Raw genomic sequence first — 21,605 nt, forward strand, 5'->3', positions numbered from 1 at the left:
GGCGCATAAAATAAGGGCGCGGAGCTCCGCTTGGGAAGCCCCGCGCCCTCAATCCTTCAAAGCCGTAGCGTCGGCGCTTATTCGCTGCCTTCCAGCTCGCGCGTTTCGACCGGCAGGCCAAGCTGTTCGAGCTGCGGTGCAACCACTTCGGCATCGCCAACCACGATCCACACGAAGTTGCCGGCATTGAGCGCAGCGCGTGCAGCCGCGTTGAGGCTGTCGGTGGTCTGAGCGGTGTATTTCTCGACCAGCCCTTCGTAGTAGTCGTCCGGACGGTTGTAGAGCGCGAGGCTCTGCATCGCGCCCAGCACCGAACCCGAAGTTTCGAAGCGGCCCGGCAGTTCGCCGATCTCGCTTGCGACGTTGCGAGCAAGCTCTTCATCGGTGACGCCGTTGGTGGTCAAGAACTCTTCGGTTTCGCGGATCATCTCCGCCACCGAATCGCCCGTGCGGTCGGCCTGAACGCCGCCCGAAATCGCATAGACCACTGCGTTCTCACGCGTCTGCGGACCGCCGCGAACACCGTAGGACCAGCCCTTGGTTTCGCGCAGGTTCATGTTGAGACGCGCGAGGAAGTTGCCGCCCAGCGAGTTGTTGGCGTTGGTGAAGTCGATGTAAGCGGGATCGCTTCCATCAAGCGGCGTGATCTGCGCACCCAGAATGAAGCTCTGCGGCGAGTTCGGACGATTGATCAGCACGATCCGCCCGCCTTCGCTTGCATCGGGAAGGGAAGAGAAGTCCTTCTCACCCTTCGCTATGTCAGGCGCAGTCCAGTCGCCGAAAGCAGCGTTCAGCTGTTCGACGACTTCGTCCATCGGCAGGCTCGAAATCACGAACACTTCACCATTGTCAGGACGGATCCAGGTGTCCTTGAACATGACCAGATCATCACGCGTGATCGAGGAAACGCTCTCGATCGTGGTGACGCCGCCATAAGGCGTGTCGCTGCCGTAAAGCTCGACACCGAGCGCGCGGCGAGCGATGCCAGCTGGCGAGCGCATCTGTGCACGAATGCCGGTCACTGTCTGCGCCTTCACACGGCCCAGATCGCTTTCGTTGAAAGCAGGCTCACGGATGATGGAGCTGAACAGGTCAAGCGACGGGGCAAGGTTCGCCGACAGCGCCGAGAGCGTGAAGGTCGAACGGTCATCGCCGCCACCGGTCGAGATGTTGACGCCCAGACGCTCACGCTCTTCGGCGATCTGCTGGCTGGTCATGCTCGCAGTGCCTTCGTCGAACAGGCCAAGCGTCAGGTTTTCAAGCCCCCGCATGGTTGCCGGATCAGCCGCGCTGCCAGCGTTGAACGACAAGGTGACGTAAGTCGCCGGAACCGCGTCGCGCTGTGCGTAGGTCAGCTGCATGCCGTTGGCGAGCGTGGTGCGCATCAGGTCCGGGAAGTCGAGCGAAGGCACGCTGTCGATCGCCGGGGCCGGACGCTCGACCGAAATGGTCAGCTCTTCAGAAGCGCGGTCACGCTCCGATGCGTTGGCTTCGGCTGCGACGCTGGCCGCTTCTTCGTATTCGGCATCGCGCTCACCCGGTTCGAGGACGAGAGTGAAGGCCGGCTTGGTCATCCACTTCTGCATCGCGGCCTGCACATCGGCGGGCGTGATCGAGGCAAGGAGGCCAAGCTGTTCGACAGCGAAGCCGGGATTGTCGGCAAGCACTTCGCCGCGGGCAAGAGCAACTGCCTTGCCGCCAAAGCCGCCAACCTGTTCAAGGCCGCGGATGGTACCAGCAAGACCGCTGGTGGCGGCACGGCGCACTTCGTCTTCGCTCGGGCCTTCGACGATGAATTCGGCGACGAGCTGCTTCAGGCGAGCTTCGAGCGCGGAGAGTTCAACGCCGTCCTTAAGCGTTGCGCCGACGCTGATAAGGCCAACGCGCTGGAAGTCGAAGTTGCCGGCCGATACGCCGACGGCAAGCTGCTCATCGCGAACCAGCACTTCGTCGAGGCGGCTCGACAGGAGGCCGCCGAGTACCTGCGTCCCGACGTTCAGTGCGACGAGATCTTCGCTCATGATGCCCGGCGCGGGCCAGTACATCGTGATCGAGGTCGCAGCGACCTGGTCACGCATCACCGTGCGCACCGGCTCCGACAGGGTCGGAATGTCTGCGGCTGCAGGCGTGTTCACCGGGCCGCGAGCGATCGGGCCGAACCACTTCTCTACCAGCGGACGCGCTTCTTCGGCGTTGATGTCGCCAGCGAGCACGAGGGTCGCGTTGTTCGGGCCGTACTTGTCGCGGAACCAGTTGCGCACATCGTCCATCGATGCAGCATCAAGGTCAGCCATCGAGCCGATGACCGAGTGCTGGTACGGGTGGCCGTCCGGGAAGATCGTTTCGAGGATCTCGTAGAAGACGAGGCCTCCGGGCTGGTTGTCGCCCTGGCGCTTTTCGTTCTGGACGACGCCGCGCTGGTTATCGAGCTTGCCCTGCGTCACCGCGCCGAGCAGGTAGCCCATGCGGTCGCTTTCTAGCCACAGCGCGCGTTCGAGCGCGGGGCGGGGCACCGTCTGGAAATAGTTGGTGCGGTCGAAATTGGTGGTGCCGTTGTAATCGGTCGCGCCCATTTCCTGCAGGTACTGGAAATAGTCGTTTGGTGCGTTTTCCGATCCGTTGAACATCAGGTGTTCGAACAGGTGGGCAAAGCCGGTCTTGCCGGTCGGCTCGTCCTTCGACCCCACGTTGTACCACACGGCAACGCCAACGATCGGCGCCTTGCGGTCTTCGTGGACGATGACGGTCAGCCCGTTTTCGAGCTGGAATTCCTCGTAAGGAATTTGAACTTGCGCAACGAGTTCTTCGAGGTCGCCTGCGCTGGCTTCGCTGGCGTCCATGTGCGCTTCGGCCAAGGCCGGTGTGACAGGTGCCGCGATCGCGACACTAAGCGCCGCAAGACTTGCTGCGGCAAAACGGATTTTCATTGATGTGCTCCCCTAATCAGGTCTCTTCCAGTTGTGACACGCGCGCGGTTGTGCGCCGTGGAGGCTTTTCGATCAAGCCTTTAACACGCGTTTGAATGGTCGCGCTTCGATGAAGCGCAGATGAGCGCCGATGAGGGTGAGCGCGAGCTGGCCTTAGCGAGCGTTCGAAACCCGCCGCGTGCTGGTGGCGTGAGCGCGCACATCCTCTTCCCAGAATCGCACCGGCTTCAACTTGTGGTCGACGTAAAGTTGCATCTGGTCGGTGTAGTGCGGGCTTTCGGGCCGGGTCGTTGCAGAGCCGAAGGGCTGGATGCTCTCTGATTTCACGCGGCCACCATCGGCAGGCCACTCGACCCACTGGATGAAGCTGTCGCCGTGAACGAGGCTGAGCCGCCCGTCATCGTCGATCCGCCAGGTTGTCGACGCGCGCAGTGTGTCCGAACCGCCATCGAGCGGCAGGTCGACATCGCCCTGACGCAGCCGCAACAGATCGCTCATCGGCGGGTCGATCCGGCCGAAATGCTCCATCAGGTGGTCGACTTCGTTGCGCAGGTGCTCTTCGATGCTGGGCGAATTGCCGTTATTGTATTCCGCGCTCATGTAATCGCGGATCATCAACAGAGCGAGCGCATCGGCTGCGCCCACATTATCGGCGGTGAAATCCCATGTGAGCAGCAACTGGCGAGCCTCCTCCAGATCGCCTTCCGCTTCCAGCGCTTCAAGCTCGTCGAACATTTTGTCGACATAGCTTTCGCGCACATAGGCGGTGTCGTACTTGATCCGCTCCAGCTCGGCGCGGGTCAGCGGGCCTTCGGTCTCCGAAAGCAGCTGATAGGCGCGGCGCGAACGGTTGGTTTGCTTGAGCTCGATCCCAAGCACCGGAGAGAAATCGTCCGGGCTCAGATCGCTGCCTTCGCCAGCGGCAGTGTAGGGCTCGTTATTGGCGTTGTAGATCCAGCCGCTGGGCGGATTGATGAGCTTGGGAATGCGCTCATATTCGACCGGACCGTTCCAGATGAGGTCCGAGCGCGTCCCGTCAAGGATACCGCGCCAGTTCGCCTTCACGTCCTCTGGCCGGTTCGGGATAGCGGCGTTGTAAACATAGGCGATGTTACCCTCGCGGTCGGCGTAGATGAAGTTGGTCGACGGGATCGCCATGCGCGCGATCTGCGTCTCCCATTCCTCGAGATTGGATGCCTTGTTGATGCGGTAATAGGCGTCGAGCTGATCGATGCTGCCCATGCCGCCATATCGGATCGCGAAGTAGCCGTTGTCGTTCCTGATGACCGGCCCATGTGCGCTGCGATAGATCGTGCGGCTGACGGGCAGGGTGATCGGACCCATCTTGACCGGCAGGGTGAAGCTGATCTCCTCGAGCTCGCGCCATTCGCCGTCGAGCATGTATTGCGAGCCGTCCTCGCTCACCTCCAGCTTGTAGATGTCGGCCATGTCCGGGCGGTTGACCGTGTTGGTCCAGCCAAGGTTCTCGTTGTGGCCGAGGAAGGGGTAGGGCGATCCGGGGAAGTTTGCGCCGGTAAAGTGCCAGCCTTCGCCCGATTGCACGCCAAGCTCGTACCAGGCGACCCCGCCGCGCAGCGGTTGGTGCGAGTTGGAAATGAGCGTGGTGGGCCCGCCCGAACGCTCCGGCGTCACCGCCCATGCGTTGGAGCCAAGGTGGTCAGCTTCCTCGCCCCACGGCAGAACCAGCCCGTGCCGGCCCTGTCCGCCCGGCTCTGCCTCATCGACCGGAGCGCTGCTTTCAGGCGAATGGCCTTCGCGCGGGAAACCGGGAATGTCCGGACCGAATTCGCGGCGCAGTTCATCGCCCGAAACCAGTGGGCCGATGACATTGCCAAGACCGTAGAAGAACGGTTGGCGCAGCGCGAAGCCCGCGGCGATGTCGACGCCGTTGACCGGGAACAGATTGCCCAGCTTCACCTCGCCGGGGTTCTCTTCGGCATATTGGTTGAGGCCGACTGCATAAGCTTCAAGCAGCGCGCGTGTGTCGGCGGGAAGGCCGGGATATTCGCGCTCTGCCGTGCCGCGCGCATCAACGAGGTGGTAAGCGAAATCGAATTGCGCCCCGTCCTGGCCCGCAATTGCGCCATAGCGCCCGCGGCTCATCGCGATCACGTCCTGCAGTGTGAAGAAATCATCTTCGGAGTGAGCGATGGCGACCCCATATGCGACATCGGCATCGGTCTCGCCATAAATCATCGGCACGCCATATTCGTCGCGCACGATCTCGGCGGAATATTCGCGGTATTCGGGCGCCTCTGCGGTGAGCGCGGAGAACGGCTCCCACGTCGCCAGATAGACAAATGCCGCAAGCAGCAGGACGACCAGCGCAAGCGCGCCGCCTTTAAGCCATTTCATCGCTCAGATCACTCCACTCTCTCTTGACGCGACAATTGCGGGGGCTGATCCCTTCGTCAAGCAGTAGCGGGGCCGAGGCGAAAAAGAGGCGTCTTGCAAAGGGGCTTGCAGGACCTACCTACCCAACTAATACACCTAGGCGGGAGAATTATCGCTGAAACCACTTGTGTTGCCAAAATGCAACACTACATTTCAGGGGTAATCCGAATGAGGGAACGTCCATGAATCTCGAAAAATTCACCGATCGCGCAAAAGGTTTTCTGCAGAGCGCGCAGACCGTCGCGATCCGCATGAACCATCAGCGCATCACGCCGCTCCACTTGCTCAAGGCATTGCTTGAGGATGAGGAAGGCATGGCTGCCGGCCTGATCCAGCGCGCCGGTGGTGAGGCTGGCCTTGCGGTGAGTGCGGTCGATATCGGTCTTTCCAAGATCCCGCAGGTAACGGGCAGCGGCGCACAATCGACGCCTGGGCTGGATAACGACGCCGTTCGCGTGCTCGACAGCGCCGAACAACTCGCGGACAAGGCGGGTGATGCGTACGTCACGGTCGAACGGCTGCTGACCGCGCTTGCGCTCGCCTCTGGTTCAACCGGCGAGGCGATGAAGGCGGCGAGCGTTACTCCGCAAAGCCTGAACGCTGCGATCGAGGACCTGCGCGGCGGTCGCAAGGCCGACAGCGCGAACGCCGAAAGCAATTACGACGCGATGGAAAAATTCGCCCGCGACCTCACGCAGGCCGCGCGCGACGGCAAGCTCGATCCGGTCATCGGCCGCGACGAGGAAATCCGCCGCACGATCCAGATCCTTGCGCGCCGCACCAAGAACAACCCCGCGATCATCGGTGAGCCCGGCACGGGTAAGACCGCGATTGCCGAAGGCCTCGCGCTGCGCATCGCGAATGGCGATGTGCCCGACAGCTTGAAGGGCCGCACGTTGATGAGCCTCGACATGGGCGCTCTGATCGCTGGCGCGAAGTATCGCGGCGAGTTCGAAGAACGCCTCAAATCGATCCTGGACGAGGTGCGCCATGCCGATGGCAATATCATCCTGTTCATCGACGAGATGCACACGCTGATCGGTGCGGGCGCGAGCGAAGGCTCAATGGATGCCTCAAACCTGTTAAAGCCCGCACTGTCTCGCGGCGAGCTTCACTGCATCGGGGCGACCACGCTCGACGAATACCAGAAGTATGTCGAGAAGGACCCCGCGCTCCAGCGGCGTTTTCAGCCGGTCTATATCGAGGAGCCGACGGTCGAGGACACCGTTAGCATCCTTCGCGGCATCAAGGACAAGTACGAGCTTCACCACGGCGTGCGAATTACCGACACCGCGATTGTCGCCGCGGCAAAGCTGTCCGACCGCTACATCCAGAACCGCTTCCTCCCCGACAAGGCCATCGACCTTATGGATGAGGCCGCGAGCCGCATCCGCATGGAAGTCGAATCGAAGCCTGAAGAGATCGAAGCGCTCGACCGCCGGATCATCCAGCTCAAGATCGAGGAATCGGCGCTCGAGAAGGAAGACGACACGGCCTCGAAGGACCGGCTGGCAAATCTGCTGAAGGAGTTGGCCGAGCTTGAACAGGAATCGTCCGAGCTGACGACCCGCTGGCAGAACGAGCGCGACAAGATCGAAGCCGAAGGCAAGATCAAGGAAGAGCTCGACGCAGCCAAGCTCGAACTCGAACAGGCGCAGCGTTCGGGCGACCTCGCGAAAGCGGGCGAGCTTTCCTACGGAACGATCCCCGATCTTGAGAAAAAGCTAGCCGCTGCTGAAGACCTCACCGAGAACGCGCTGCTGCGCGAGGAAGTGACCGAAGAGGACATCGCAAGCGTCGTCTCGCGCTGGACCGGCATTCCCATCGACAAGATGATGGAAGGAGAACGCGAAAAGCTGCTGGAGATGGAAAGCATCATCGGCAAGCGCGTGATCGGGCAGTCGCAGGCAATCGAGGCGGTATCGAAGGCTGTCCGCCGAGCGCGTGCGGGGCTTCAAGACCCCAACCGACCGCTCGGCAGCTTCCTGTTCCTCGGTCCCACCGGCGTCGGCAAGACCGAGCTTACCAAGGCGCTCGCCGAATTCCTGTTCGACGATGACCAGGCGCTCGTGCGCATCGACATGAGCGAATTCATGGAGAAGCACTCTGTCGCACGCCTTATCGGCGCGCCTCCGGGCTATGTCGGCTATGATGAGGGCGGGGTGCTGACCGAAGCGGTGCGGCGTCGTCCGTACCAGGTCGTGTTGTTCGACGAGGTCGAGAAAGCGCACACCGATGTCTTCAACGTGCTGCTGCAGGTGCTCGACGACGGGCATCTGACCGACGGGCAGGGGCGCAAGGTCGACTTCTCGAACACGCTCATTATCCTGACATCGAACCTCGGCAGCCAGCACCTCTCGAACCTGGGTGACGACCAAAAGGTCGCCGATGTCGAGGACCAGGTTATGGACGTGGTTCGCGGGCATTTCCGTCCCGAGTTCCTGAACCGCCTCGACGAGATCATCCTGTTCCACCGTCTCGCGATGGAGCACATGGCGCCGATCGTGGAGATTCAGGTCAAGCGCGTTCAGAAGCTGCTCGACGATCGCAAGATCACGCTCGAGCTCACCGATGCGGCGCTGCGCTGGCTTGGCCGGGTTGGCTACGATCCGGTCTATGGCGCACGACCTCTGAAGCGCGCGGTGCAGCGTTACCTTCAAGACCCGCTCGCCGAGATGCTCATTCAGGGCAATGTGAGCGATGGCGTTACGCTCAAGGTCGACGAAGGCGATGGCGCGCTCGAAATGACCGTGGTCTGAGCGAAGGCTTATCAATCGGCATGCGCGGGGGCTCGCATCGCTCCCGCGCTGCCAATGAAACAAAACCGTCATTTCGGTTTGAATCAGCCTTGCTTGGGCGCGCAACGATATGACGACTTTGTGACAAATTCTTAGCGTGGGGTGGAAAATTGCGTCAGGCGGCTCCACTCGATTTCATTATTATGCTGCGACGCAGCATTTTTAACCGATGCGAATTCTGCCCTGTGTGATTCCCGCAACACTGGGCAAGATTCTGGCCAAAAACCGCGCTGTAATCTGAACGTCTCATTTACATGCCCCCTTCGCTATTGCACACAACCGTCACCGCAGGGGCTGAGCTGCGCCAAAAATCGGGGAATCGACCAACGTGCATGGGGTAAGATGCGCGTAGGTACAGATCATGATGGCGCTGTCTGAGCTTCGGTTGTCGCAACTGGAGTGATCATGAAGAAGTTTCACAACAATTCGCTGAAGGCGCTTGCCTTCTCCGCATCGGCTATCGCGTTTGCGGTTGCCGGTCCTGTTTATGCGCAGGACACCAACGAAGACGAGCAGGAAGAGCCCGATGGCGTAACGACCGGTCAGGGTCAGGACGTTGAAGTCTCGACCGGCTCGCAGGGTCAGACGAACGATAACCGCATTACCGTTACCGGTTCGCGTATTGTCCGTGACACCTACAGCTCGATTTCGCCGCTTCAGGTTCTCTCGACCGAGAACCAGCAGTCGGTTGGTGCATTCGACCCCGCACAGATCCTCCAGCGCTCGGAAGCAGCCGCCGGTACGCAGATCGACGCGACCTTCCAGGGCTTCGTTCTCGACAACGGCCCGGGTTCGCAGACGATCAACCTTCGCGGTATCGGCGCAGGCCGTACGCTCGTTCTCGTCAATGGCCGCCGCCTCGCACCTGCCGGTGTGGAAGGCGCTCCGACCGTCCCGTCGATCAACCTCATTCCGGCAACGCTCGTTGACCGCTACGACCTGCTGACCGACGGTGCATCGTCGGTTTACGGTTCGGACGCTGTTGCCGGCGTTGTGAACGTCATTCTCCGCAAGGACTTTGACGGTCTTGAAATCCAGGCCAACGGCGACATCAACCCGCAGGGCGCTGGTGAAGACTACTCGGTCAGCGCAGCTTGGGGCTTCAGCACCGACCGCGCCGTTTTCGGCATCGGCGCTGAGTATCAGTTCCGCGACGAAGTGCAGGCCATCGACCGTGACTTCCTTCGCGGTTGTACCAACAACCTCGAAGAAGACGCCAACGGCAACATCTTCACGCTCGGCGTTGCAGACAATGCCGTTGTCCAGGATCGTACCCCTGGCGTCTCGGTTTCCGAAAGCGAATGTATCGTTTCGGGCATCTCGGGCCGTATCTTCCAGCCGTTCGCACGTTTCGGTTCGGTCTACTTCCCGGCCAACGGCAACATCGCCAACTTCCCGCTCGACCCGCGCACGGGCCGTCCGTTCAACTTCGGTGAATCGACCGACGCATTCGGTACCGACCTCGACGTCAACGGCGACGGTATCCGTGACGTCGACTTCCAAAACGTGAACGTCAATGCGAGTGAGGCGGAACTCTTCCGTACCTTCATCTCGCAGCAGGAACTGGTGAACGTCTTCACCTATGGTGAGTACACTTTCCCGGGCGAAGCCAACATCACGCCGTTCTTCGAAGCGCAGTACACCCGCGCAGAGATCACCAACACCGGCGCAGGCAACCCACAGATTTTCCCGTCTGTGCCTGACCTCAACGGCTTCAACCCGTGTAACTTCATCAGCAATCCGGACGGCGTCGACTGCCGCGCAGTCGACAACGAACTGCTCGGCATCAATGGCACCGGTGCTGCTCTGTCGACCGGCTTCACCCTGCCGACGGTTCCGATCGCGGCAATCCGCGGCGACCGTAACAACTTCGACGTCACGCAGGAGCAGTATCGCGGCGTGCTTGGCGTTCGCGGCGACCTGCCCTTCATCGGCTCGAGCTGGACCTTCGAACTCGCAGGTGTTTACTCGCGTTCGGAAGGTGTCTCCTCGCGTCTCGGTATTCGTGAAGACCGCATGGCTCTGGCCCTTGGTCTTGACCCGACGGCCGACTATGACGGCGACGGCGTCGTCGACAATGACGGCGATGGCATTGCCGACGACTACGATCAGGGTGTCGACGTGTTCGGCATCTTCGGTGATCCGCTGTTCATCGGTGAATGTAATGCAGGTGGCCTTGCCAACCCTGACCTTGCAGCGCCGGACCTGAACGCTGCTGGCTGTGTGCCGGTCAACCTGTTCGCTCCGAGCGTTCTGACCGGCGCCATCGGCGACTTCGCAACCCAGGCCGAGCGCGACTATCTCTTCGATAGCCGTGACTTCGACACCACCTACGAGCAGGTTCTCGTCTCCGGTTACGTCACCGGCGACCTCTTCGACCTGCCCGCTGGTCCGGTCGGCGTCGTGCTTGGTGCCGAGTGGCGCGAAGACTCGATCGAATCGAACCCGGATCTCGTTGCTTCGAACGGTCTGCTCTTCGGCTTCTTCGCTGACGGCGGTGCATCGGGTTCCAAGTGGATCCGCGAACTCTTCGGTGAGGTCGACATTCCTCTGATGGCTGGTGAAACCCTGGTCGAAGAGCTCACGCTCAACGTCTCGGGCCGCCTGACCGACGAAGAATTCTACGGCACCAACGGCACCTACGCCATCAAGGGCGGCTGGCGCCCGGTTCCGTCGCTCCTCTTCAAGATGAGCTACGGCACCTCGTTCCGTGCACCGAACCTTCGTGAGAACTTCCTGCGCGGCCAGTCGGGCTTCGTCGGCATCTTCGACCCATGCGCCGTTCCTGACGACGCATTCGTCAACGGTGCGTACGATGCATCGCTCGACCAGCGTCAGGACTTCGTCCTTCAGAACTGCCTGCGCGAAGGTCGTGACCCGACCAGCGTCGGTATCGATGCTGAAGGCCTGAACACCATCCAGGTGGTCAGCGGTGAAGTCACGCAGGGCGGCTCGCTCGACATCAATCCGGAAACCTCGCGTTCGATCACCACTGGCTTCGCGTTCGAAGAGAACTGGGCAAGTGGTTTCGACTTCGCGCTCAACGTCAACTACTACGACATCAAGATTAAGGACGCGATCATTGAACCGAGCGCAGCCTTCATCGTCGGTGACTGCTACTTCCGCGAAGAAGTCAATGAGCGCAGCGAGTTCTGTGACCGTATTGAAATCGATCCGACTGACCGTGCGCTGATCAGCGGCGTTCAGGCTGGCTTCCTCAACCGTGACGAGGAAACGGTCCGCGGTCTCGATATCAATGCAACGATGGGCTACCCGCTCACGATCGGCGACGAAGTCTTCGACCTCACGCTGAACCTCGTGGCGAACCACCTGATCGAGCGTCGTAACCTCCAGACCACCGAAACCGGTGACATTCTTGAGCAGGACTTCAAGGGTGAATTCGGCTTCCCCGACTGGACCGGCCGTCTGACCGGTGCCATCGACTGGAATGACTGGCGCTTCACCTATCAGGTTCGTTACATCGACTCGGTCAACGAAGATTTCCGTGAAATCACCGTCGGCGGCACCACTTTCGAACGTCCGTTCGGTGACGCGTTCAGCCAGAACGCACCAGGCACCGATCCGTCGATCCCGGGTGCATTCTCGCCGACCTGCCTTGGTGCAGGTGGTCCGAACGGCAACGTTGCTGGCGACGGTAACTTCTGCCGCCCGATCGGTACCGCTGACGAGTACTTCGAGCACACCGCCTCGATCCGCTGGGACAACAACGACTTCCGCGTGATCCTGGGTGTTCGTAACCTGTTCGACACGGCTCCGCCGCAGGTGTCGTCGCGTTCGGGTGTTCTCGAGATTTCGAACACGCCGCTGGGTAACGGCTACGACCTCAACGGTCGCGAGTTCTTCGCCCAGGTTCTGGCTCGCTTCTAAGCGTCAGAAAAAACGACGTAATTTAGTCAAGAAGAGCGGCCTCTCGGCACTTGCCGAGGGGCCGTTTTTCTGTTTAATTTCCCCTGTGCGAGTCTGCCGATTTGGAGGTGACGCGGGCGCGCGCAAGGGGTCCCTTGGAAATCGAATGAGAGAGTTCGCACCATGAAATTTGTTAAAGCACCGCTTACGGCGGCCTTGCTCGGCGTTTCGACGCTTGGGCTAAGCGTCGCTGCTCCCAGCGAAACGCAAGCCACTTCGGCTGTCCCGATTGACGTCTGGGCATTGCGCGACGTTGTGAATGCCGTCGATCTGTCTCCGGACGGCAAGCACCTTCTGGTTCACATCAACCCGAGCCGCGAGGGCGACTACCTGCTTCAGATCTACAAGACCGATGATCTGAGCACGCCCTATCGCACGCTCAACGCCGATCCGATGGAAATCAACTCGGCGCGCTGGGTCAGCGACAACGTCATTTATGGCACTGCGTGGCAGATCAAGCGTGAGAGCGTGCGCCGTCAGGAAGACGATACGCGCAATTACGCGACTTACTTCTACGATCTGAAAGCCAACAAGTTTCAGCAGGTTCGTGGCCGCTTCTCGATCGCAAGCCTGCTTCCCGACGAGCCCGACAAGATCCTTATCGGCACCGGCGTCGCAGTCGATGGTGGCCTCGGAAACGATCCGTCGGCCGCATTCCGTCCGCAGTCCTATTATCGTTTGAACCTTGAAACGGGCAGCCGCGAATTGGTCATGCGCGGAACGCGCAAATACGCCAATTACACGTTCGATTCGCAAGGCAATGCACGGTTTGCACAGGGTGCCGATTCCGACGGGACGGTGAAGTCCTATTATCGCAAGCCTGGTGAAAGCGGATGGACCCAGTTCGGTGAGGTCTACGACCAGAATGACCGCGAAAACCTCTACCGCTTCATCGGCGGCGTTTATGGCATTGTGGGTTTCCACCATGAAGACCCGAACATAGCCTATTTCGTCGAAGCGCTGAACGGCGAAGACAAGGCTGCTCTGTGGACGTTCAACCTTGAAACGGGCCAGTTCGAAGAGAAGCTTTTCCAAGCTGAAAACGCCGATGTGATGGGCGTTGGCCGTCACTCGATCCCGGGCAACGACAAGCTTGCCTTCGCATCCTATCCGGGCGCGAAGATGGAGCGTCACTGGTTCGATGAAGAGGAAGAGGCGCTTTACAAGGCTCTGGAAGAGCAGATCCCGTATTCGCACCAACTCAGCATCCGCAGCCGTTCCTACGATGGCCGCACGATGGTCGTGTACAATCAGGGTCCGAAGGATCCTGGCTCGTTCTGGCTGGTCAAGGAAGGTCAGCTGGCCAAGCTTGGCAGCCGCAACCCGCTTCTCAACCAGGATGCGCTGGCTGACGTGAAGTTCATCCGCTACCCGTCGCGCGACGGCAAGCTGATGATCCCCGGCTACGTGACCGTGCCCAACGGCGAAGGCCCGTTCCCGCTGATCGTGCTTCCGCATGGCGGTCCGGCGGTTCCCGAAGTCGTGACCTACGACGAATGGGGCCAGCTGCTCGCATCGGCAGGCTACATGGTCCTCCAGCCCGGCTATCGCCAGACGGTTGGCTGGGGCAAGGAGCTCTTCGACCTCGCTTTCCATGAGCATGGCGGAACCATGCAGGACGACAAGGATGATGGCGCGCTCTACCTTGTGGAGCAGGGCCTCGTCGATCCGGATCGTATTGCGATGTTCGGTTGGTCTTATGGCGGTTACGCGGCGCTGGTCGCTGCTGCACGCGAGGACAACATCTATCAGTGCGCCATCGCCGGTGCTGCCGTGTCGCGTCCCGAGGTTTGGTACAACGACATCATCAACTCGAACACGCCTAAGGCGATTGATGAGTGGTTCCAGGGCCGCGGTGTCAAATACGGCACCAACCCATATGCCGAAGTCGACAAGGTCAACATTCCGCTGCTGATGGTCCACCCTGAAGATGACAGCCGCGTGCTGTATTACCACTTCGAGGACTACAAGAAGGCGTTCGAAGAAGCCGGTCACACGGGCGAGTTCATCACGCTCGAAGATGCCGACCACTTCTATACGACGCTGATGTATACCCACCAACAGCAGTTCTACACCAAGATGCTGGACTATCTGGCCAACGATTGCGGACCGGGCGGTCTGTAATCTGACAAGCTGCCGCAAGGCGGCAGTCCAACAAATGAAGGGGCCCGATCGCATCGCGACCGGGCCCCTTTGCATTTCTGTAACACGCTGAATTTGCGAACGAGTTGCCTGCCAAGTCAGCCGACGACGTACGTGCGAGTTTCGCTTACTGAACGCGCCGTCCCTTGACGCCTCGTTGGCCATTGATCCTGACGAAATAGGTGCCAAGCGCCGCATCTTTGAAGATCACAGTGTCGCCTGCACGGATTTCGCGCTGGCGGCGCGGAACGTTGTTCATCTCCCACACCGCACCTTCAGCGGTCGTGAAGCGAACCTTGCCTCGCCCGAAATAGCGAACACTTTCGATCGTGGTTTCGAACAGTTCCTCTTCTTCCTCATCGCCGCCGAAAATGCCGAGGTTGGGAAGCGAGAAACCGAACAGCGAGCGGCGCGTCTCACGCACGTCCTCGCTGTCCACCACCTGCAAATCTCCTGCTTCGGTTGCAGTGACAATCCCGCCGACCGCGCTGTCGAAGCAGGCCAGGCGGGCCGCGTCCTCGGTGATCGCCTGGCAGGCCTTGAGGCGCTCGACATAATCCCCGCCCGCCTCATCATTCGTGCCCTGTGCGCTGGCCGGAACGCCGGCAAACAAGGCAGCAACGCAGGCCAGCCCAAGCGCCCGAGACCGCATGCGCAAAGGCGCCGATATGGTGGAAAAAGCCATCGATTTTTCTCCCGAAAGACGGCTTGGCAACGAAGGTCGACATATGCCGCATGATGTCAATGTGGCTGATTTATCGACGAAACGCCCTGTAAGAAAGGCCTAACACATCCAACTGTAGCGCGAATGCCACAGGTCCCGGCGAACCGGACGCATGTGGAAGAACCACAATTGCGATTTGCGCATCGATTGGCCTACCCCTTCCAACCATGCGGGCAAATGTCCGTAGAAGAGAGTTACCTGCCATTTGGGCAGGTTAATCCAAGGGGAATACAATGAACCGCTTTAGCAAGGGCACCCTTCTGGCTGGTACGGTCTTGGCAACTGCCGTGACCGCGACGCCCGTCTATGCCCAAGACAATGACAGCGACGACAACTTCATCGTTGTCACCGGCTCGCGCATTCAGCAGCGCAACGTCGAAACCGCCGCTCCGGTGGCCGTCGTTGACGCCGAAGAATTCCAGCTCACCGGTGATGTGAACGTTGAAAACGTCATCAACGCTCTTCCGCAGGTTATTCCGGGAACCACCGGTAACTCAAACAACCCGGGTAACGGTACCGCATCGCTCGACCTTCGTGGTCTTGGCGAAACCCGTACCCTGGTTCTCGTCAACGGCCGCCGCTGGGTGTCGTTCGACACCGCACAGGTCGTCGACCTTAACACCATCCCCAACTTCCTGATCGAGTCGGTCGAAGTTGTGACCGGTGGTGCTTCGGCCGTTTACGGCTCGGACGCTATGACCGGCGTTGTGAACTTCAACCTCAAGAAGGTTGAAGGCGTCGAGATGGGCGGCCAGTACGCCATCACCGAAGAAGGCGACGGTCGTCGCTACCAGCTCTACGGTGCAATCGGCACGAGCTTCGACGATGGTCGCGGTAACGCAACCGTCTACGCTGAGTACACCAACCGTGGTGACATCTTCCAGGGCGACCGCGACTTCTCGTTCTTCGCTCTTGGTGGTGAAACCTTCGGTGTGAACCTTCTTCAGTTCGGTTCGTCGACCGTTCCGCAGGGCCGTATCAACACGCCCGGCACCACGATCATCAACGCAGCTGGCGACACCGCACCGCTGGGTGCCGGCCTCGTCATCGACGATGGTATCTTCGACACCCCGGGCAGCCCGCGTCCGCGCGCAGGCGACACCTACAACTACGCACCGGTCAACTACCTGCAGGTCCCGCAAGAGCGTTACCTGATGGGCGGTTACGCTGACTACGAATTCACTCCGGGCCACCGTTTCTACACGGAAGTCGCGTTTGTGAATAACCGCGTCGCACAGGAACTGGCCGCCACGCCGGTTACCGGTACGTTCAACGTCGACATCGCAACCGTGTCGCCGTTCCTCGATCAGGCAACGATCGACGAACTCAACATCCTCGACCAGCGTGAAGCAGACGCCAATGCTCAGCGTGTTGCAAACGGCCTTTCGCCGCTCGCAGCTCCGCAGCTCGGCGTTGTCAGCACCTTCCTCCAGCGTCGTATGCTCGAAACCGGTCCGCGTAACTCGCTCGACGAGCGTAACGCATTCCGTGTTCTCGGCGGCGTCACCGGTGATATCGCTGAAAACTGGACCTACGATGCGTACTACAGCTACGCCCGTACGCGTAACTCGAACGTTCAAGAGGGTAACATCTCACGTTCGCTGTTCCAGGCTGGCCTCGACGGCACCGGCACCACCATCAACATCTTCGGTGCAGGTACCCTGACCCCGGCGATGGTGCAGGCGGTTTCGATCCGTGCACAGAACGGCGACGTTTCGACCATGGAAGTCGCTGCGGCTTCTGTCTCCGGCTTCCTCGGTGAACTCACCGCAGGTGCTGGCGATGTCGGTGTCGCTGGTGGTTACGAGTACCGCCGCGTTGGTTCGCAGTTTATTCCTGACACTGCACTCGCATCGGGCGACGTCATCGGCTTTAACGCCGGTAGCCCGACCGAAGGTGGCTACGACGTGCACGAGCTCTTCGCTGAGCTTTACGTCCCGATCTTCGACAACGGCACTCAGCGTCTCGAGCTGACCGGTGCAGCCCGTTACTCCGACTACTCGCTTGACGCAGTAGGCGGCGTATGGACCTACGCTGGTGGCGCAGAATTCGACGTTGTTCCGAGCGTCAAGCTGCGCGGTCAGTATCAGCGTGCAGTTCGCGCCCCGAACGTGGGCGAGCTGTTCGGTGGTCAGGCCATCGGCTTCCCGGGCGCAACCGACCCGTGCGGTGACCCTGCATTCCTCAGCTCCAACGCTGGTGCTGATCAGGTCTGCATCGCGACCGGTGTTCCGGCTGCAAACGTGGGTAACGCTGGCGCTATCCAGCTGAACGCACAGATCCCGGCGCTGTTCGGTGGTAACCCGAACCTCGAGGAAGAAACTTCCGAGAGCTACAGCTTCGGTATCGTTCTTCGTCCGGACTTCGTACCGGGCCTGACGATCACGGCTGACTACTTCGACATCACCATCGAAGACGCCATCAACGTCGCTGGCGGTTCGCTCCAGGGTCTTCTGAACCTCTGCTACGGCGAAGTTCAGGATCCGAACTCGGCAGTCTGCGCTCCGTTCATCGGTCGTCGTAACGGCGACGGTGCTCTGACCGTTGACAACCCGCCGCTGGTTGCAAGCCTCAACGTTGCTGAAATCGGTACCTCGGGTGTCGACCTTGAAGTCAACTACCGGACTTCGGTTCCGTTCTCGATCTTCTCGAGCGACAATGAATCGGGTCTCGACTTCTCGTTCCTCGGAACCTGGACCGACACCTTCTTCATCCGTCCGGTCGCAGACCTTCCGACGGTGAACGAATGTGCCGGCGGCTTCGGCGGTGCCTGCTTCAACACGGGCGATCCGGCCCCGTCCTTCCGCTGGGTTTCGCGCCTGAGCTGGAACGATGGTCCGGTGACCACGTCGCTTCGCTGGCGTCACCTGAGCAGCGTGGAAGACCAGGATCCGGGTACGGACTTCACCCAGTTCAACGGCATCGAGAACATTCCTAGCTACGACCTGTTCGATCTCACGATCTCGGTCGAAGCTTCGGAAAACCTCTCGATCACCGGTGGTATCCGCAACCTGTTCGACAAGCTGCCGGGCGCTCCGGAGTTCGATGCGAACGGTTTCGTTACGAACCGTCCGAACGGCCTCCTGCTTGGTGACAACCAGGAGCAGGCTAACACCTACCCGAGCACCTACGACGTGCTTGGCCGTGACTTCTTCATCTCGGCTTCGTTCCAGTTCTAAGACTGAACAAGCTCCAGATAAGAGCCTAAGAAAAGGGGCGGCGAACTTCGGTTCGCCGCCCTTTTTCTATGTCGCAAAAGCGTTGAGAGCCGCCCCACAATGCGGGCACAACTCACCCGTCATCGGAAATGAGCTGACGTTTTGAAGCGTCAGCTGATTGTCAGGAAGTCGGCCAGGGCGCGCCCGGTCGGCTCGGTCACTTGCCCCCTGCTTTTCAACGCCAGACCGTTCGCCTCGAACGCGCGTTCGATGTTGGCTCGATCGTCGGCTCGCGCACATGCATTAGCGAGCGAAGCAATGCGTCCAATCTCGTTATTGGCCTGCTCGCGGATCTGGGCGATTGTCTCTACCGCCGCATCAATGCCTTGCCGTTGACCGATCAGACACGCGCGCCGGATCGCTTCGGGAATCTCCCATGCAGGACTGCTTTCCCCGAACTGCGCCTCTCCGAGCCTTGCAAGCACGTTTGCCACTTGGGCGCCTACCGCTGGACCAGCTCCCGGCGTATTGAGCGCCTGCGTGACAGCGTCTGCGGCTTTCTTATCTTCGAGCGCCCACTCGATCTCTGACTGCCTCTTGCGATTGTGCTCAAGGATTGGCCCATCGCCGCGGTGTACCATCAGGCCCACCCTGCCCGCGGGTGCGAGCACTCGTGCAATTTCGGCAGCGACCTTGGCTGTATCGCCGTATTCGAAGCCAAACTGGCTGACTACAGCGTCGAAACTGTCATTCTCGAAGGGCAACTCTTCCATAGCCACGCCGCCGCGTGTTTCAGTCCCTTCAGGAGCCGGTGGAAGAACAGGCGCTAGGTCAATACCGGTCAGGACCAGGTCGGGCCGATCGGCGCGCATCCATCGCAGCACCCGCCCGTCACCGGTTGCAAGGTCGAGCACCCGCGCGCCCTCAGGCAAGGGTTTGACGAATTCGCTCCACGCGGCGCTTTGTGCCTGTTCGATTGTTGCCCATCGCTCTGGCAGGCATCCTGAGGCGTCGCCGCCTGCATTGTGGGCCCAGAAATCACCCCACGCTTTTGCATCTTCGCTCATCGCTAGAACCTGTAGCCAGAAGAGGTGACCACGTCGAACGCCACAGTCATCCTTTCCGCTGATCCGAAGCTGGTGGTGCCGTGATAGAGCGTGGATGGGAACAGCGCGAGATGGCCTTGCCTTGGCTCAATCGAACGGATCGGCGGAAGATCCAGGCCGAGATCGGGGGGAGGGCGTCCCACTTCGAGCCAGCCCTGCTGCCTGTCTTGATGCGCCTCTTCGGGAACGACGAGATACAGCGCGGAAGAGACGATGCCTTGCGGGTGAATGTGAGAGGTGTGGTAATCACCGCCTCCGGTAAGCCTCACCGACCACGATCCCGCAAGCGCCCACGGTGTCTCGCGATGGCGGAGAAGCGGGTGTGTCTCATCGAGCGGCGCAAGGCCAGCCCGGTATTCCTCAAGCGTTGCCCGGATCGCCTCATGCAGCTCCGCGAGCAGAGGTTCGGTCCGGTGGAACAGGATACCGCGCGTCTGCGTCCCGCCGCGAAGGCTCTGACCAAGCGGCATGGCGGAACCTGCGTGAAGTGTGCGAAGCTCTGCAACGGCATCCTCTACCAGACCATCGCGTCCCACCAATGGGCGAAGCTGCACAAGGCCTTCCTGCTCGTGCAGCCAGGCGCCGCGTTCATCACCGGCCATGCGCCAGACAATTCCGCGCAAGGCCCAAGCCGAGATGCTCCACGGTTCCGCCGCAAGCGTCCGGTCGAGAAGCGCCTCGGCACGCTCGACATCGCCAGCACGGATGCGGTGGCGCGCCTCGTGAAGCGAACGGATCGGAGTGTCGAGCGCGAGATCGGCAAAGAGGCGTTCCGCGCGCTCCCATTCGCCTGCCGAGCCGGCATGAACCGCTTCGAGCAGAGCGAAATGCGGCTCGTTTGGGAACCGTTGGCGCGCCTCTGCCGCAACATCGGCGGCTTCGCTCGCGTGGTCGAGACCTGCCAGGGTTTCGGCGTGTGTGGCCGGGATATTCGGGTCCTGCGGCGCGCGTGCGGCTGCGGCGCGGAACGGGGATGTGAAGTCGCTTTCACCCGCCGCCAATTTAAGGCCGGAAAGAAATGACAAGGCCGCGATGAAGCCGGGGGCCTGCGCGCAAATCTGCTCCGCCACCACGCGTGAGCCGGCGATATCGCCATCGACGTCGAGCGCCTGCGCCTTGCCGAGCCAGAGGTCCGCATCGCCCGAATTCACAGCCAGCGCCGCGTCGAAACGCGCCAGTGCGTCGGCCTCGCCACGCTCTAGCGCAACCCGGGCACGGCCATGAAGCGCGCGCGGATGGCGCGGGTCGGCAGCGAGGGCGGCATCATACCACCGCGCAGCTTCGGCAGGTTCGGACAAAGTGCGATGCGAAAGCGCACGGACACTTCCGTAACGCGCGACACTTCGGCCGCTCTTCTCATGGCGTGTAAGCAATTCGATCACATCGCGATGCCGGCCCAGCCGCTGAAGCGATATGGCGTGGTTGATGGCGTAGTCCAGCATCGCTGGCGCCAGCGAACTCGCCGCCGCAAAATGCTTCTCTGCCGCCTGCGGATCGTCCGCTTTCATCGCCAGATCGCCGGCCGCGTCAGCAAGGGCTGCGTCCTCGGGATGATCGCGCCGAGCAGCCTCCGCAATGGCGCGCGCGCCAGCCACGTCGCGGCTTTGCATCGCCATGCGGATGCGCACCATCGCCTCCGCCGGGGTCAGGCCGCCCGCCGCATTCGTCATTGCGTGCGCAGCCATCCCGTGACTGCGATCCGTCCGATGGGAGCAAAGGGCGGGACGTAGCTGACGAGATGCGATTGCGGCACCTTGAACAGGTTCAATGCGTTGAAGCGCGGACGGAAGCCTTCGATCACGTCGCCATCGTCATCGAGGAACATGAGATAGCCGCCCCAGTCGGGGTGCCAGTCTGGCGGGGCAAAGTTGAGGACGTAGGCGACCTCCCATCCTTCGGCGACATGGCTGTCGATGTGGCGGCCAAGATAGTGGTTGGGCGCGAACAGCGTCGCCTGCCCATCGGCCTTGATAAGGCCGTCGATCCCGGTGATGTCGCGGGCGAGCTGGATGAAGTCGGGCGCGTTGATGTGTTCGAGCAGGATCTCGTGTGCGCTGCCCGGATCCCAATTTTCCTGGATTGCGGTGAGGATCGGGTAGTGCGCAAAGCGAAATCCGTATTCGCCGCGCGCCGTGTTCTGCTGCGCTTCCATCGCGGCGGCGTTGACGCGCTGCTGGCCCTGCGGTGTCTGCACCTCCTCCATGCGGAAGCTCTGGCGGTTCTCATCGCCTGCGCCGGTCGCCATCCCCCAGGGCGTGCCCTTGGTCAGGACGGTGAGCACTTCGCGCGCGGTTTCGGGGGTGAGCACATCGCGCACCTGCACGCGGCCCGTTTCGGCAAAACGCTTTGCCAGAGAGGCGCGGTCGAGCGCTGGATTGAGTTCGAAAAGTGTTTTCATCTCGCTTATC

The 21,605-nt window shown here is 61.0% G+C and carries 10 protein-coding genes; 4 read left to right on the forward strand and 6 right to left on the reverse strand.

All coding sequences use genetic code 11. The features are described from left to right. Positions 1 to 77 precede the first annotated feature (77 nt). On the reverse strand, positions 78 to 2,927 hold the full coding sequence (locus NAP1_RS00555; RefSeq protein ID WP_007163247.1) for a pitrilysin family protein: 2,850 nt from the start codon (positions 2,925 to 2,927) through the stop codon (positions 78 to 80). Positions 2,928 to 3,080: 153 nt separating this feature from the next. Further along, complete coding sequence (locus NAP1_RS00560; RefSeq protein ID WP_007163248.1) at positions 3,081 to 5,303, reverse strand: acylase; 2,223 nt, start codon at positions 5,301 to 5,303, stop codon at positions 3,081 to 3,083. Positions 5,304 to 5,524: 221 nt separating this feature from the next. Here NAP1_RS00560 and clpB point away from each other — a divergent pair, with 221 nt between their 5' ends. The 3 genes from clpB to NAP1_RS00575 all read left to right on the forward strand — a co-directional run bounded on the left by clpB (position 5,525) and on the right by NAP1_RS00575 (position 14,191). Beyond that, the gene (gene clpB, locus NAP1_RS00565; RefSeq protein WP_007163249.1) at positions 5,525 to 8,101 is read left to right on the forward strand and encodes an ATP-dependent chaperone ClpB; all 2,577 of its coding nucleotides are present in this window, start codon (positions 5,525 to 5,527) and stop codon (positions 8,099 to 8,101) included. A gap of 444 nt (positions 8,102 to 8,545) precedes the next feature. Then, complete coding sequence (locus tag NAP1_RS00570; protein WP_007163250.1) at positions 8,546 to 12,028, forward strand: TonB-dependent receptor domain-containing protein; 3,483 nt, start codon at positions 8,546 to 8,548, stop codon at positions 12,026 to 12,028. Positions 12,029 to 12,190: 162 nt separating this feature from the next. Next, a complete protein-coding gene (locus NAP1_RS00575) occupies positions 12,191 to 14,191 on the forward strand; it encodes a S9 family peptidase (protein ID WP_007163251.1) in 2,001 nt (666 codons plus the stop codon). Positions 14,192 to 14,336: 145 nt separating this feature from the next. Here NAP1_RS00575 and NAP1_RS00580 read toward each other — a convergent pair whose 3' ends face one another. Continuing rightward, positions 14,337 to 14,894, reverse strand: coding sequence for a hypothetical protein (locus NAP1_RS00580; protein WP_007163252.1), 558 nt, complete (start codon positions 14,892 to 14,894; stop codon positions 14,337 to 14,339). 272 nt (positions 14,895 to 15,166) lie between these two features. On the opposite strand from NAP1_RS00580, the gene NAP1_RS00585 reads away from it, so the two are divergent. Continuing rightward, positions 15,167 to 18,112, forward strand: coding sequence for a TonB-dependent receptor domain-containing protein (locus tag NAP1_RS00585; protein WP_007163253.1), 2,946 nt, complete (start codon positions 15,167 to 15,169; stop codon positions 18,110 to 18,112). Between the two features lie 149 nt (positions 18,113 to 18,261). Here the strand turns inward: NAP1_RS00585 and NAP1_RS15735 are convergent, their stop codons facing one another. Genes NAP1_RS15735 through NAP1_RS00600 form a run of 3 tightly spaced genes read right to left on the reverse strand, consistent with a single transcriptional unit; the run spans position 18,262 to position 21,595 of the window. Beyond that, complete coding sequence (locus NAP1_RS15735) at positions 18,262 to 19,158, reverse strand: class I SAM-dependent methyltransferase (RefSeq protein WP_007163254.1); 897 nt, start codon at positions 19,156 to 19,158, stop codon at positions 18,262 to 18,264. Between the two features lie 2 nt (positions 19,159 to 19,160). Then, on the reverse strand, positions 19,161 to 20,882 hold the full coding sequence (locus tag NAP1_RS00595) for a putative 2OG-Fe(II) oxygenase (RefSeq protein ID WP_007163255.1): 1,722 nt from the start codon (positions 20,880 to 20,882) through the stop codon (positions 19,161 to 19,163). After that, positions 20,864 to 21,595: a 2OG-Fe(II) oxygenase family protein gene (locus NAP1_RS00600; RefSeq protein ID WP_007163256.1), complete on the reverse strand. Its 732-nt coding sequence runs from the start codon at positions 21,593 to 21,595 to the stop codon at positions 20,864 to 20,866. The genes NAP1_RS00595 and NAP1_RS00600 overlap by 19 nt, the downstream gene beginning before the upstream one ends. Between the last annotated feature and the right edge of the window lie 10 nt (positions 21,596 to 21,605).

It is taken from the genome of Erythrobacter sp. NAP1 (genome assembly GCF_000152865.1).
Lineage (GTDB): Bacteria > Pseudomonadota > Alphaproteobacteria > Sphingomonadales > Sphingomonadaceae > Erythrobacter.